This window comes from Rhizobium quercicola, assembly GCF_021168455.1.
Lineage (GTDB): Bacteria > Pseudomonadota > Alphaproteobacteria > Rhizobiales > Rhizobiaceae > Ferranicluibacter > Ferranicluibacter quercicola.
This window is the reverse complement of the sequence record NZ_JAJOZR010000001.1, coordinates 400,885-414,367: the sequence shown is the minus strand read 5'-3', so window position 1 is coordinate 414,367 and position 13,483 is coordinate 400,885. Positions and strand designations below refer to the sequence as shown.

General features: G+C 64.8%; 14 protein-coding genes. 2 read left to right on the top strand and 12 right to left on the bottom strand.

Features of this window, described 5'->3' with window-relative positions:
- The first annotated feature begins 57 nt into the window (after positions 1 to 57).
- Positions 58 to 1,107 carry a 3-carboxy-cis,cis-muconate cycloisomerase gene (locus LRX75_RS01810; RefSeq protein ID WP_231811485.1) on the top strand — a complete coding sequence of 350 codons (1,050 nt, stop codon included), beginning with the start codon at positions 58 to 60 and terminating at the stop codon, positions 1,105 to 1,107.
- Positions 1,108 to 1,178: 71 nt separating this feature from the next.
- On the opposite strand, the gene LRX75_RS01805 is transcribed toward LRX75_RS01810, so the two are convergent.
- The 12 genes from LRX75_RS01805 to LRX75_RS01750 all read right to left on the bottom strand — a co-directional run bounded on the left by LRX75_RS01805 (position 1,179) and on the right by LRX75_RS01750 (position 12,575).
- Positions 1,179 to 2,291: a Gfo/Idh/MocA family protein gene (locus LRX75_RS01805; protein ID WP_231811484.1), complete on the bottom strand. Its 1,113-nt coding sequence runs from the start codon at positions 2,289 to 2,291 to the stop codon at positions 1,179 to 1,181.
- A 78-nt stretch (positions 2,292 to 2,369) separates the two neighbouring features.
- Entirely contained in the window at positions 2,370 to 3,395 is a 1,026-nt protein-coding gene (locus LRX75_RS01800; RefSeq protein ID WP_113151186.1) for an ABC transporter permease, read from the bottom strand.
- Positions 3,396 to 3,442: 47 nt separating this feature from the next.
- Positions 3,443 to 4,981 carry a sugar ABC transporter ATP-binding protein gene (locus LRX75_RS01795; protein WP_231811483.1) on the bottom strand — a complete coding sequence of 513 codons (1,539 nt, stop codon included), beginning with the start codon at positions 4,979 to 4,981 and terminating at the stop codon, positions 3,443 to 3,445.
- Positions 4,982 to 5,139: 158 nt separating this feature from the next.
- Entirely contained in the window at positions 5,140 to 6,069 is a 930-nt protein-coding gene (locus LRX75_RS01790) for a sugar ABC transporter substrate-binding protein (protein ID WP_231811482.1), read from the bottom strand.
- Between the two features lie 313 nt (positions 6,070 to 6,382).
- Positions 6,383 to 6,901: a DUF992 domain-containing protein gene (locus LRX75_RS01785; RefSeq protein WP_420851128.1), complete on the bottom strand. Its 519-nt coding sequence runs from the start codon at positions 6,899 to 6,901 to the stop codon at positions 6,383 to 6,385.
- Between the two features lie 60 nt (positions 6,902 to 6,961).
- Positions 6,962 to 7,222 (bottom strand): BON domain-containing protein, encoded by a 261-nt coding sequence (locus LRX75_RS01780; RefSeq protein ID WP_231811481.1) that lies wholly within the window; start codon positions 7,220 to 7,222, stop codon positions 6,962 to 6,964.
- Positions 7,223 to 7,312: 90 nt separating this feature from the next.
- Positions 7,313 to 7,492 (bottom strand): CsbD family protein, encoded by a 180-nt coding sequence (locus tag LRX75_RS01775; RefSeq protein ID WP_231811480.1) that lies wholly within the window; start codon positions 7,490 to 7,492, stop codon positions 7,313 to 7,315.
- Positions 7,493 to 7,652: 160 nt separating this feature from the next.
- The gene (locus LRX75_RS01770; protein ID WP_231811479.1) at positions 7,653 to 9,161 is read right to left on the bottom strand and encodes a helix-turn-helix transcriptional regulator; all 1,509 of its coding nucleotides are present in this window, start codon (positions 9,159 to 9,161) and stop codon (positions 7,653 to 7,655) included.
- A gap of 59 nt (positions 9,162 to 9,220) precedes the next feature.
- Positions 9,221 to 9,772 (bottom strand): DedA family protein, encoded by a 552-nt coding sequence (locus LRX75_RS01765; RefSeq protein ID WP_231811478.1) that lies wholly within the window; start codon positions 9,770 to 9,772, stop codon positions 9,221 to 9,223.
- 191 nt (positions 9,773 to 9,963) lie between these two features.
- Positions 9,964 to 11,169 carry a 3-oxoadipyl-CoA thiolase gene (gene pcaF, locus LRX75_RS01760; protein WP_231811477.1) on the bottom strand — a complete coding sequence of 402 codons (1,206 nt, stop codon included), beginning with the start codon at positions 11,167 to 11,169 and terminating at the stop codon, positions 9,964 to 9,966.
- 12 nt (positions 11,170 to 11,181) lie between these two features.
- On the bottom strand, positions 11,182 to 11,871 hold the full coding sequence (locus LRX75_RS01755) for a 3-oxoacid CoA-transferase subunit B (RefSeq protein WP_269456015.1): 690 nt from the start codon (positions 11,869 to 11,871) through the stop codon (positions 11,182 to 11,184).
- Positions 11,868 to 12,575, bottom strand: coding sequence for a 3-oxoacid CoA-transferase subunit A (locus LRX75_RS01750; RefSeq protein ID WP_231811476.1), 708 nt, complete (start codon positions 12,573 to 12,575; stop codon positions 11,868 to 11,870). The genes LRX75_RS01755 and LRX75_RS01750 overlap by 4 nt, the downstream gene beginning before the upstream one ends.
- 131 nt (positions 12,576 to 12,706) lie before the next feature.
- Here LRX75_RS01750 and LRX75_RS01745 point away from each other — a divergent pair, with 131 nt between their 5' ends.
- Complete coding sequence (locus tag LRX75_RS01745) at positions 12,707 to 13,468, top strand: IclR family transcriptional regulator domain-containing protein (RefSeq protein ID WP_231811475.1); 762 nt, start codon at positions 12,707 to 12,709, stop codon at positions 13,466 to 13,468.
- Positions 13,469 to 13,483 lie beyond the last annotated feature (15 nt).

Below are 13,483 nucleotides of genomic sequence, written 5' to 3'. Positions count from 1 at the left end.
CGCGGATCCCCAACATGCTTGGAGACACGATATCGGAAACCGAGAGAGAGCCGACCCATGAGCATTGCTGCCTTCGATCATCCCTTCCTCTCCGGTCTTCTGGGCGATGACGAGGTGGCCGCTGTGCTCTCGGCGGATGCCGATATCCGGGGCATGCTGGTGTTCGAGGCGGCGCTGGCACGGGCGCAGGCGGGGCGAGGGCTCGTTCCGGTCGCCTCCGCAGACCGGATCGCCGAGGTCTGCGCGACCTTCACCCCGGATGTCGCCCGGCTGAAGCAGGCGACGGCCACAGACGGTGTCGTCGTTCCCGAGCTGGTCCGGCAATTGCGGCAGGCGGTCGGCGGTTCGGCCGCGGCCCATGTGCATGTCGGTGCGACAAGCCAGGATGTGATCGACAGCAGCCTCGTCTACCGCCTGAAGACGGTTCTCTCCCTGTTTGCCGGGCGCATCGACGTGCTTCTTCACACTCTGGACGCATTGGACGAGAGCTTCGGTTCGCGGCCTTTAATGGGGCGAACCCGTATGCAGGCGGCGATTCCGATCACGGTGGCCGACCGCGTCGCGAGCTGGCGCGCGCCCTTCGCGCGGGAGCGGGACAGGCTGGCACAACAGGCGCTTCCCCTGCAGTTCGGCGGCGCGGCGGGCACGCTCGACAAGCTCGGTGCGGAGGCGGACGCGGTGCGCAGCCTCGTTGCGCAGGAGATGGGGCTTTTGGACGCGCAGCAATGGCAGAGCCAGCGCGGGTTCATTGCCGATATCGGTCATCTCTTCTCGTTGATCACAGGGGCTGCCGGCAAGATGGGGCAGGACATCGCCTTGCTCGCACAGGGCGGTGACGAGATCGCGCTGTCCGGCGGCGGTGCCTCGTCTGCCATGCCGCACAAGCAGAACCCGGTTGCCGCGGAAACGCTCGTGACTCTCGCCCGCTTCAACGCGGTTCAGGTCTCCGCCCTACATCAGTCGCTGGTGCACGAGCAGGAGCGCTCCGGCGCCGCCTGGACGCTGGAATGGCTGATCCTCCCGCAGATGATCATGGCGACGGCCGCCTCGCTGCGTCTCTCGCGTTCGATGCTCGAGGCGATCTCGCGCCTCGGCGCAAAGGCCTGAGAGAAACGGATGCGGGACTATCCCGATGGACCCAGGCCTTCGCTTCGCGTCGAAGACCGAGGCCGTTGGCCTCAGACCGAAATCCAACGCCGCTCGCGATAGGATTGCGCCATCGCATGCACGCTGCGTTCTATTCGCAGACCGTCCTCGAAGGTGACCGCCGTCGAGGGATTGCCCGCGATGGCGTTGATGAGCTGGTGGCACTCGATGATCTTGAGATCGTTGAAGCCGAGGCCGTGGCCGGGGGCGGGGATGAAGCGATCATAAGGCGGGTGGATCGGGGCCGTGAGCACACGGGCGAAGCCGCGCGTCGCTTCCGGACCCGTGGTCGTGTAGAGCTCGAACTCGTTCATCCGCTCCTGATCATAGAGGATGGACCCCTTAGAGCCGAAGATCTGCAGCGCGATGCGACCTTTGCGACCCCAGGCGGAGCGATTGGCCATGAGCACGGCGGAGATATTGCCCTCCAGTTTCAGGAGCACGCTGGCAATGTCGTGGTTCTCGACCGCGCGACGCGCGCCGTCCTTGACCGGGCGGTCCGCATAGGGCTTGCCGAGGTCGGCGATGACCTCCTGCACATGGCCGAAAAGGTGCCAGAGCAGCGACAGCGGATGCACGGCGAAATCATCGAGCGCGCCATAGCCGGACGCCGCTTCGCTCTTCCAGTAGAACAGCGCCTCCGGATCGGCCATGAAGTCTTCGTCCATCTCGACGCGCACATGGTTGACCGTGCCGATGGTGCCGTCCTCGATCAGTCGGCGGATCTGGGCGATGGCCGGATTCTGAATGTAGTTGTAGCCGAGAATGGCGGTTCTGCCCGTCTTGCGGGCAGCCGTCAGCATGGCTTCGGCGTCGGCGAGAGCCGGTGCCATCGGCTTTTCGCACCAGACATGCTTGCCGGCTTCGAGCGCCGCGATCGCCATCTCGGGATGGAAGGCATTCGGCGTGGTGATCGAGATCACATCCACCTCGGGATCGGCCAGGAGATCACGCCAGTTGCCGGTCGATTTGCGGAAGCCGAAGGCGCTGGCGCGGCTTGCCGCCATATCGGCATCGGCTTCGGCCAGGTACACGAGCTGCGGTGCGGGCACGTCTCCGAAGATCTGCCGGACGCCGTTCCAGGCGAGCGCATGGCACTTTCCCATATAGCCGGTTCCGATCAGGCCGACGCCTAGAGCTTTCATGTTTGTCTCCGGTAGGTTGGTCGCAGCGCTGGATATGTCTGCAGAGTTCGATGGGTCTCGATCGCCGATACCTAGGCATCAGCCCTTGGCGCGCTTCTTCTGGCGATAGACATCGACGACGACGGCCGTGACGATGATGAGGCCCTTGACGATTTCCTGGTAGTAGGCGTCCACGCGGAGGAAGGTGAAGCCCGAGGTCATGACGCCGAGGATGACCGTGCCGATGACGGTGCCCGTGATGCGGCCGACGCCGCCATTCAGCGATGTGCCGCCGATGACGGTCGCGGCGATGGCGTCGAGTTCGTACATTACGCCCATGCCCGACTGCGCCGTCTGGGCCCGGGCGGCCGTAACGACACCGGCGAGACCCGCCAGCATGCCGGCAATGGCATAGACCTTGATCAGGTGGCCTTCGACATTGATGCCGGAGACGCGCGCGGCCTGCATGTTAGCGCCGATCGCATAGGTGAACTTGCCGTAGCGGGTGTAGCGCAGGGCGATGTGGAAGATGAGGGCAACGACGAGGAAGACGACGACCGGCCAGATGCCCGTGCCGATGAAGTTGAACTGGTCTGTGAGCCCCGAAACCGGCTGGCCCTTCGTGTACCATTTGGAGATGCCGCGGGCCGAGACCATCATGCCGAGCGTGGCGATGAAGGGCGGGATCTTCGTGCGGGCGATGAGCTGTCCGTTGACGAAGCCGGCAAGCAGGCCGATGCCGATGCCGAGCGCGATCGGCACGATGAAGGGCATGTCGGTCAGCGACGGGTAGACCGCGCGGGGCCAGGTGGAGGCCTGCGCGACGCTTGCCGAGATCATTGCGGTCATGCCGACGACGGATCCGGAGGAAAGATCGATGCCGCCGGTGATGATGACCTGCGTGACGCCGACGGCGATGATGCCGATGACGGAGACCTGCAGGATCATGATCGTCAGACGCTGCGTGTTCATCAGGAAGCTCTGGCCGATGAAGATCCAGCCGAGCAGTTCGTAGACGAGCGCGATGGCGATCAGCACGAGGAAGATGTTGAACTCGGACGGCAGTTTTCGCCGCGTCGGCGGCGAGATGGGCGACGTGCCGTGCACGGCTGCATTGTTGGCCATTGAATAGTCCTCCCTGACGCGATGGATAAGCGGCGTGAACGGCGCGCTCAGCGCGCTGCCAGCTCCATCACCTTGATTTGCGTGGCTTCGGCACGATCGAGAAAGCCGGTGACGCGGCCTTCGTGCATCACCATGATGCGATCGCTCATGCCGAGAACTTCGGGCATTTCCGACGAGATCATGATGATGGCGACGCCGTTGCGCGCCATTTCGCTGACCAGCCGGTGGATCTCGGCCTTGGCGCCGACATCGATGCCGCGGGTCGGCTCGTCGAGAATGAGAATGCGGGGATCGGTCAACATCCACCGCCCGATGAGCGCCTTCTGCTGGTTGCCGCCGGACAGATTTTCGATCCGTTCGTCCAGATTGGGCGTCTTGACGCGAAGCTTGCGCGCCATGTCCTCGCATTGTTCGGCAAGGGCCGCCTGTTGCACGAAACCATATTTGACGAACTTGTCCTGCAGCACGGCGATCTGCATGTTCTCCTGGACGTTGAGAATGAGCAGGCAGCCGGTGTCCTTGCGGTCTTCGGTAAGAAACGCCATGCGGTTGGCGATGGCCTTGGTCGGCGTGTCGATAACGACGTCGCGACCGTTGATGGCGATCGTGCCGGAGGTGGCCGGCGTGACGCCGAAAAGAGCTTCGGCGACATTCGAGCGGCCGGAGCCGACGAGGCCGGCAATGCCGAGGATTTCGCCCGCGCGCACCTCGAAGGAAATATCCGTGAACACGCCGCGCAGCGACAGGTTCCTGACCGACAGGACGGTCTCGCCGATCGGGACCTCTTCTTTCGGAAACATCTGGGTGATCTCGCGGCCGACCATCATGCGGATGATGTCGTCGCGCGTGACATCCGTTGATGCGTGCGTGCCGATATATTTGCCGTCGCGGAAGACCGAGAACTCGTCCGCGATCTCGAAAAGCTCGTTCATCTTGTGGGTGATGTAGACGATGCCGATGCCCTGTTCGCGCAGGCTGCGGATGATGGCGAAGAGGTGCTCCACCTCGCGCTCGGTCAGCGCCGAGGTCGGCTCGTCCATGATCAGGACGTCGGACTCGTAGGAGACGGCCTTGGCGATCTCCACCATCTGCCGGTTCGCCACCGAGAGATCCCCGACCAGCGCCTGCGGATCGAGCGCGATGTTCAGGCGTTTGAAGAGATCGGCGGTTTGCCGGTTCATGGCGCCGTGGTCGATCAGCCCGAAGCGACCCTTGGGCTCGCGGCGGATCCAGATGTTCTCCGCCACCGTCATGAACGGCATCAGGTTCAGCTCCTGATGGATCATCGCGATGCCGTTTTCCAAGGCGTCCAGCGGCGAGGACAGCTCGATATCGACGCCCTTCAGGCGGACCTGCCCGCGATCCGGCGTGTAGATGCCGGCCAGGATCTTCATCAGCGTCGATTTCCCGGCGCCGTTCTCGCCCATCAGCGCATGCACCGTGCCGCGCTTCAGCCGGAAGGTGACGTCATCGAGTGCGACGACGCCGGGAAACTCCTTGCGGACGCCCTCGGCGGTCAGCAGGAATTCGGCATTGGGAATGGCGCCGCTCTTGCGCACAGCGGCCATCGTCGACGGGCTGACCATCGTAATCCTCCTCGAAAGACCTTCCACCCGACCGGCGAACGAAAGCACCGGGCGGGCATTCTCTCCGGGTCGTTGCGTCCGGGGAGGAGGCTGTCGCCGCCGTGCCCGGACCTGCGCAGATCGGACTGCGGGTGGTGCCCGCAGTCCGCCGTCAGACCTTAGTTCTTGGCCTGGTAGTCCTTGAGATTGGCGGGGGTGACGAGCTCGAAGGGAATGTAGACCTTCTTCTCCACGGCCTCGCCCTTGACCAGCTTCAGCGCGGCATCGACGGCGCCCTTGCCCTGGCCGGCAGCGTTCTGGAAGACGGTGACGTCGAGGTCGCCGGCGGCCATGGCGGCCAGCGCGTCCTGCGTCGCATCGACGCCGGCGATCACGACCTTGTCCATCGGCCGGCCTGCGGCCTTCAGGGCCTGCATCGCGCCGATGGCCATCTCGTCGTTGTTGGCGATCACGGCGTCGAACTCGGTTCCGGCCGAAAGCCAGTTGGTGATCAGGTCGGCGCCTTCGGTGCGCTGCCAGTTGGCGGTCTGCTCCTCGACGATGGAGATGCCCTTGCAGGCATCCGTTGCCAGAACGTCATGAACGGCAGCGGTGCGCATGCGCGCGCCCTGGTTGGACAGCTCGCCCATCATGACGACGGCCTTGCCCTTGCCGCCGAGAAGGCGGCAGACTTCCTGCGCCTCGAGCGTTCCGGCCACCGTTTCCTCGGAAGCGACGAAGGCCTGCTTTTCCGGCAGCGAATCGAGGTTTGCCGGCTGGCGGTTGACGTAGACGAGCGGGATTTTGGCGTCGGAGGCGATCTTCGACATCGCGGCGGTCGCATCGGTATCGACCGGGTTGACGATGATCGCATCGACGCCTGCCGCGATGAAGTTCTGGATCTGGCTCTGCTGCTTGGCGACGTCGTTCTGCGCGTCCTCGATCTGCAGCGAAACGCCGTTCAGCGTCTGCGCGTAATCGCTCATGCCGTTACGCAGAACGGTCAGGAAGTTGTCGTCGAACTTGGCGATGGACACGCCGATGGTCTCGGCATGTGCTGCCGTCGAGAGCATCACGGCGAGTGCCGCGCTGAAAATGATCGTCTTCATGTTTCCTCCTCAGGCGGGTGTCCGGTCGCACCCCGTTATCCGGATCTCCCTCAACGGGTTCCTCTGGCTCCGTCGGCACACGGCCAAAACGGTACAAAACTAACAAAATAAATCCTCGTGGAATGTTTATTCCATTGTTTGTGTCCGTCGTCAAATTGAATCTTCCGGTTATCTTGTGGACGGCTGCGGAGGGCCTGGAGGGCAGGGACGTTACGCGAAGGCATGGAAGTCCCCAGGTTCCACGCAGGAAGGGGCGGGACCTTTCGGTCCCGCCCCTCTCCAATTCCTCGTTCTGCGTTCGCTTTTGCTGCGATCAGTTCGCGGCGCGCAGCTGCAGGCGCGAAACACCGGCGGCGACGTTGAGGCCCGTTCCGGCCTGCGTGCTCAGGGGCTGCAGACCGAAGTTCTTGGCGTTGCCGCCGACGAGGGCGTTGGCCCCGAGGCCGAGACCGACGGCGGCGCTCGCCGATGCGCCGACATAGGTGCCGGCAAGGCTACCCTGACCGATCGTGGTCGGTACCGTGTTGACGACAACCCAGCTGAGATACGACTTGCCCGTCACGCCGACGTCGATGCCGAGCTTGCCGATGGTGCCGGTATAGCGCTCGGTCCGGCCGCCGCGCTGCTTGAACGTGCAATCCACGGTCTTGCTCGAGCCGATCAGCAGGCCGACGCCGCCGGCAACCTCGCAGGACAGCGTGCCCAGACGCTCCCGGGGCTCGTCCGCGACCTGCCGGCCATGGTGCTTCCTGGACGGCGTCATGTCGGCCGCCGAGGCGGTGGTGCCGATGGCCAGCGTTGCGGCGAGGGCGAGGATAAGGGTCTTCATCATAAAATACTCCGATAGGGATTCTGGTCTTCGATGTGATGTCCGGGCGCAAAACGCGCCGGTTCAGCATGGTGCGGCGGGCGGAACGATCTCGACGTCGCTGATGACGCGGCGTGAGGAGAGGTCGGCGGCGATGCCGATGGCCATGTCGATCGCCTCGCGGCTCGGGGCCGTACCGGAAAGCAGGACGCGCTCCTCGGTGACCTCGACCGCAATCCGGCAGTCCTCCAGCCCGTAGGTGTAGGCCAGAACGCAAGCGATCGTCGCTTGGGTCGATGCCATGTCCGGGGTGAGGGCCGTGCTCGAAAGAACGGGAAACAACATGATGGCTCTGCCTTTGGGTCGCGCGCTCAAGGGGATCATTCCAGCTCCGCACCGGCTCTCCAGTCGTGGAGAGCCGGCCACCGCATCAGCCTATTTCAGGGCGCCCTTGACGGCATCCTTGGCTTTGCCGAGCGTGCTCTGCGCCTCGCCCTCCGCCTTGTCGATCTTGCCTTCGGCTTCGAGGCGCTCGTTGCCGACGAGCTTGCCGACGGCCTCCTTGACGGTTCCCTTCACTTCCTTGGCTCCGCCTTCGATACGGTTCTTGTCCATCCTGGTTCTCCTTGACAACTGATGTTCAGGTTCAGATGGCAGCGACGATCTCGCTGTCATGAGACGGGAGATAGGCGGGTCGGATGGACGATTTCAGATTGGGAAATACCAGTCGGCCTAGTAGCAATGGACCTTTTTTCAGGTCGCCGAAGAATTTTTGCTATTTTTGTCGTCCCGGCCGCTTGCTCAGCTTGGCATCCGGCAGTCCGGTGAAGCCGCGCTCCCGCGCCCAGATGACCGCGGCGGCGCGGCGGTTGACGCCGATCTTTCCGTAGAGCGATGCGATGTGGTTGCGGATCGTGTTCTTGGAGAGATGCAGGGTGTCGCTCATCTCGGCATCGCTCTGCCCGCTGCAGATGAGGCCAAGGATTTCGCGTTCCCGGTCGCTCAGGGCGACAAGCTGCGCCGTCGGCGCCGCCGTCGAGGTCTGTTTCAGCGTCGCAAGGCGATCGACGATCGAGCGGCTGAGCCACGACGTGTCGGCCATCACGCTCTCGATCGCCTCCACCAGCTGCGCCTCGCTCCGCCGACGCTCGGTCACGTCCTGCAGGGCCCAGATGACGCATTGTTCGTCGTTGATCTCGACGCGCTCCGCCGAGACCAGGCATTCGGCAAAGCTGCCATCCTTCTGCTTCATGCGCATCGGCTCGTTGCGCACGAACGTGTTGTCGCGCAGCTTCTGCTCGATGTCCCAGCGCGCCGCGACGTCGTCCCACAGACGCAACTCGCCCGCCGTCCGGCCGACGACATCCGTCAGGCCGTAGCCGGAGATCTGCAGGAAGGCGTCGTTCGCCTCGGTGAAGACGAAATCGTCCAGCCGCGAGATGGCCGCGGGCGCCGGCGAAAGGCGGAAGGACTTCGAGAATCGCTCCTCGCTCTGCCGCAGGGCATTTTGCGCTTTGCGGCGTGCATCCAGATCGGCGAAGGTGAAGAGCATGCAGGGCTCCTCCACCACGGCGATCGGCTCTCCCGCCACGATCACCAGGCGGTCGCCGCCGGCCGGCAACGGAACCAGCGCCTCGCGATGCCGGATGACGCGGCCCTCGACCAGCTTTGCCAGTGCATCCTCGCCGCTCTCGCAATTGGAAAACAGCCCGATCGCCTCCACCGTCCGGCCGATGATGTCTTCCTTCATGAAACCGGTCATCTCGAGGAACCCCTGATTGACGCGGATGAACCGGTGATCGTCCAGCCGGCAGATGAGGCCGGGTGCGGGGTTGGCGTTGAAGGAGCGCTCGAATCGCTCCTCGGCCTCGAAGCGGGGCGTCTCGTCGCGGATGACCAGCGCCAGCACCGCATCGCCCTCGTCATCGCCGGAGATCGCCATGCTCCGGTTCGTGTGTACCCAGACCAGATCGAGGTCCGTCGCCGGCGAGATCTCGACCGTGACGTCCTCGACCGTCTCGCCCGCCAGGAGACGCTCGATCGGATACTGGCCTTCCTCCAGCGGGTGGTTGTTGCGATAGCGCAACGTGAAGGCCCGTCGATACCCCTTCGCGTCGCCGCCGAGATCGCCGATCGCCTCGACGCGGTGCATCGCAAGGGCTGCCGCATTGGCCCAGGCGATCCGCCCCTTCCCGTCCAGGAAGATCACACCCTCGCTGAGGCCGTCGAAAAGAACCTGCAGGGTGGCGCGGTCGAGGGGCGGCGCTTTAAGGCGTTCGGGCATGATCTGTTTCCGGTCGGCGCGCGTGGGGTTGGTCGGTCGTGGGAAAGCGAGGCGGGACGCTATCGGTATCGGGCACGCGCGACCATCGCGGTCGCGGCGATGCCGGCCACGAGCGCCGCAAGCGCGATAAGAAGGTGAATGTGAAGGCGCAGATGGCCGAACAGCACTTCCACAGCATTGCCGAACAGGAAGCCGATGGCCGTGATGGCCGTTCCCCAGAGGGCGGCGGCAAGACCGTTCAGCACGAGGAAGCGGACGGCGGAGATGCTGGTGCGGCTGATCAGCAGCGGGCTGATGATGCGCATGCCGTAGATGAAGCGGAAAGAGAGGATAAAGCCGACAGGGTAGCGCTCCAGCAGACCGGTCGCGCGGCGCATCGCCGTCGTCGCCTCCAGCCGCTCCACGAAGCGGAAGCGCGCGGCATGCCGGCCGATGAAAAAGAAGAACTGGTCTGCCAGGAAGGAACCAAGCGCGGCCGCGGCGGCCACCTGCCAATAGACGAGAAGACCGCGATGCGCGAGCACGCCGCCGAGAAAGGCGACCGCTTCACCCTCGGCGCCGGCCCCGATCAGAACGGCCCAGATGCCGTATTCCGAGATCAGCGCTTCCAACGGACGTCCGATCCGAACCTCGACACGCCGCCTGAACTCCCCGACATCCGTCACTCTCCATCAACGATCGCTCGCGAAGATAGTCCTCGAAAGCGCTTTTTGAAGAGCCGATGATACCGGCGGAAACCGGCGTCCGATTTCGGACACCATGAGCGGACCGACGCGCCGACGCGGTCGCGTGACCTTCGCTTCTACACGCGTTCGAATGCCATCGCGACGCCCTGGCCGACGCCGATGCACATGGCCGCCAGAGCGTGCCGCCCCGTGCCCAGCGAGAGCTCGAGCGCCGCCGTTCCGGCAATGCGGGCGCCGGACATTCCGAGCGGGTGGCCGAGCGCGATGGCGCCGCCGTTGCGATTCACGTGGCCGGCATCCTCGGGAATGCCCAGTTCCCGCAGCACGGCGATGGCCTGGGAGGCAAAGGCTTCGTTGATCTCCAGAACGTCGAACTGCGCTGGCGACAGGCCGAGACGGGCGGCAAGCGTCTGCGTCGCCGGTACGGGCCCGATGCCCATCACCCGCGGTGGCACGCCGGCCGCGGCACCCCCGAGGATCCGCGCGATCGGGGTCAGGCCATGACGCTTCGCGCCCGCTTCGGATGCGATGATCAGGGCGGCGGCGCCGTCGTTCACACCGGACGCATTGCCGGCCGTCACCGTGCCGTTGCCGGTCTTGTTGACCGGCTTGAGGGCGGCGAGCGCCGCGATGCTCGTTGCGCGGGGATGCTCGTCCGTCCCGACGACAAGGGCATCGCCCTTGCGCTGGGGAACGCTGACGGGCGTGATTTCCCGGTCGAGACGGCCATTCGCCTGGGCGGCGGCGGCCTTTTCCTGCGAGCGAACCGAGAAGGCGTCCTGATCCTCGCGGGACACGTGAAAGTCGGCGGCGACATTGTCGCCCGTTTCCGGCATGGAATCGACGCCGTACAGCGCCTTCATCCGCGGATTGACGAAGCGCCAGCCGATCGTGGTGTCATGAATTTCGGCCTGCCGGGAATAGGCGGCTTCGGCTTTGGGCATGACAAAGGGGGCCCGGCTCATGCTTTCCACGCCGCCGGCGATCATCAGCTCGGCTTCGCCGGAGCGGATCGCCCGTGCCGCGGTCATCACCGCATCCATGCCGGAGCCGCAGAGACGGTTGAGCGTCGTGCCGCTGACGGAGACCGGCAGGCCGGCAAGAAGAAGCGACATGCGGGCGACGTTGCGGTTGTCCTCTCCGGCCTGATTGGCGCATCCGAAAATAACATCGTCGACCGCCTCCCAGTCGACGCCGGTGTTGCGCGCCATCAGCGCTTTCAGCGGTACGGCGCCGAGATCATCTGGGCGAACGGCGGCGAGCGCGCCGCCGAAGCGGCCGATGGGCGTGCGGATGTAATCGCAGATGAAAGCGTCCGGCATGGCTCAGTTTCCTTAAAGTTCGGGCACGAGGAGATCCACGACCGGCGCTGCGACATGCAGCGGCGCGCCGGTCATGGCCTGCAGATCGTCCATCGACACGGCTGCGAGCTTTTCGCGCACGACGAAGCGACCGTCGGTGATGTCGATGACGGCATGGCTGGTATAGACCCGCGTGATGCAGGCGACGCCGGTCAAGGGGAAGGTGCAGGCCTCGACCAGTTTCGGCTTGCCGTCCTTCGTCACATGCTCGGTGATCACGAAGACCTGTTTTGCGCCGTGCACCAGATCCATGGCCCCGCCGACGGCGGGTACACCCTTCGAGCCGACCCGCCAGTTGGCGAGATCGCCCGTCTGGGCCACCTGATAGGCACCGAGAATGGCGACATCGAGGTGTCCGCCGCGCACCATGGCGAAGCTGTCGGCATGGTGGAAGAACGCGGCGCCGGGGTTGAGGGTCACGGCACGCTTGCCGGCATTGATCAGGTCCCAGTCTTCCTCGCCCGCGGCCGGGGGCTCGCCGAAATCGAGAATGCCGTTTTCGGTGTGGAAGATCGCCCGGCGGCCGGGCGGCTGGTAGCGCGCTACCATTTCCGGGAAGCCGATGCCGAGATTGACATAGGCACCGTCTTCGATGTCCTGCGCCGCCCGCCAGGCGATCTGGGCGTTGGAAAGCTTGATGTCCGTCATCGTACCGGTGCTCATGCGTAGGATACTCCGGCTCGGATGAGCTCTTCTTCCTGTTGTGGATGGGCGACCTCGACAAGGCGATTGACGAAAATGCCGGGCGTGACGACATGCTCCGGATCGATCTCGCCCGGCGCCCCGATCCGGGAAACCTGGGCGATCGTGGTCGCCGCCGCCATGCACATCAGCGGATTGAAGTTGCGGCCGGCCTTGTTGTAGGTGAGGTTGCCGTGGCGATCGCCCAGATGCGCCTTGACGATGGCGAAGTCCGCCTTCAGCCAGCGCTCCTGCACGTAGGAACGGCCGTCGAATTCGGCGATCGGCTTGCCCTCGGCGAGGTCCGTGCCAAAGGCCGTCGGCGTGTAGAACGCGGGAATGCCGGCCCCTCCGGCGCGAATGCGCTCGGCAAGCGTGCCTTGGGGAACCAGTTCCAGTTCGATCTCGCCGGCGAGATAGCGGTCGGTGAAGGCGCGCGGATCGGACGAGCGGGGAAACGAGCAGATCATCTTGCGCACCATGCCGGCGTCGATCATGGCGGCGATGCCGATGCGGCCGTTGCCGGCATTGTTGTTGATGACCGTCAGCCCCGTCGGGCGCTTGTCGATCAGCGCATGAATGAGTTCGATCGGCGCGCCGGAACCGCCGAAACCGCCGATCATGACGGTGGCGCCGTCGCCGATGTCCTTCACGGCGTCGGCCGTGCTGGTGACCGTCTTGTCCACTGTATCCTCCGCTGAAAACGCGCCTTGGAGAGGCTGATCTTGCGAAAACGGTAACGCGAGCGGTTCTCGACGGCAATGCTATTGTGCGATATGGTGTATTTGTTGCGATATCGCACATTCGAGGGCGTTTGATGGACACGAAGCCGAGCGACATGATGGGTGGGCTGGCCAAGGGATTGCGGGTGATCGAGGCCTTTACGGTGGATACCCCGCGCCTGAGCATCTCCGAAGCGGCCGCGATCGCCGGCCTTGACCGGGCGACGACGCGGCGCTGCCTGCTGACGCTCGCGGAACACGGCTATTGCGCCTATGACGGCAAGTTCTTCACGGTGACGCCGCGCGTCCTCCGGCTCGGGACAGGTTGTCTCGCGACCATGCCGCTGCCCCGCATCGTCCAGCCTTGGCTGGACGACCTGTCCGAAACGATCGGTCAGAGCACCTCGGTCGCCATCCTCGATGAGAGCGAGATCGTTTACGTCGCACGGGCGGCGCAGCGGAAGGTGATGTCGATCGCTCTCATGCCGGGCTCGCGCCTGCCGGCCTATTGCACCTCCATGGGGCGCGTGCTGCTGGCGGCCCTCCCGGAAGAGGTGGCGCGACGCCTTCTGAGGGCTGCCCCGCTCGTCCAGCGGACGCCTCAGACGACGATCGATATCGAGAGGCTGATGGCCGAACTGGCCATGGTTCGCGGGCAGGGATATGCCGCGGTCAGCGAGGAGGTGGAACTGGGCCTCCGATCAGTCGCCGTCCCGATCGTCAACGCCCGCGGGCAGGTGGTCGCGGCGCTGAACACCGGCTTTCCCGCATCGTCGGAGGCGATGGACACCGTCATCCGGACGTTCCTGGAGCCGCTTCTGCAGGTGCGTCGGGAGTTGTCCCGCATCCTCAACTGACGACACCCGGCGCCC

Coding starts and splice junctions, on each gene's coding strand:
- LRX75_RS01810 (WP_231811485.1), top strand. CDS start 58: ATGAGCATTGCTGCCTTCGATCATCCCTTCCTCTCCGGTCTTCTGGGC.
- LRX75_RS01805 (WP_231811484.1), bottom strand. CDS start 2,291: ATGAAAGCTCTAGGCGTCGGCCTGATCGGAACCGGCTATATGGGAAAG.
- LRX75_RS01800 (WP_113151186.1), bottom strand. CDS start 3,395: ATGGCCAACAATGCAGCCGTGCACGGCACGTCGCCCATCTCGCCGCCG.
- LRX75_RS01795 (WP_231811483.1), bottom strand. CDS start 4,981: ATGGTCAGCCCGTCGACGATGGCCGCTGTGCGCAAGAGCGGCGCCATT.
- LRX75_RS01790 (WP_231811482.1), bottom strand. CDS start 6,069: ATGAAGACGATCATTTTCAGCGCGGCACTCGCCGTGATGCTCTCGACG.
- LRX75_RS01785 (WP_420851128.1), bottom strand. CDS start 6,901: ATGATGAAGACCCTTATCCTCGCCCTCGCCGCAACGCTGGCCATCGGC.
- LRX75_RS01780 (WP_231811481.1), bottom strand. CDS start 7,222: ATGTTGTTTCCCGTTCTTTCGAGCACGGCCCTCACCCCGGACATGGCA.
- LRX75_RS01775 (WP_231811480.1), bottom strand. CDS start 7,492: ATGGACAAGAACCGTATCGAAGGCGGAGCCAAGGAAGTGAAGGGAACC.
- LRX75_RS01770 (WP_231811479.1), bottom strand. CDS start 9,161: ATGCCCGAACGCCTTAAAGCGCCGCCCCTCGACCGCGCCACCCTGCAG.
- pcaF (WP_231811477.1), bottom strand. CDS start 11,169: ATGCCGGACGCTTTCATCTGCGATTACATCCGCACGCCCATCGGCCGC.
- LRX75_RS01755 (WP_269456015.1), bottom strand. CDS start 11,871: ATGAGCACCGGTACGATGACGGACATCAAGCTTTCCAACGCCCAGATC.
- LRX75_RS01745 (WP_231811475.1), top strand. CDS start 12,707: ATGGACACGAAGCCGAGCGACATGATGGGTGGGCTGGCCAAGGGATTG.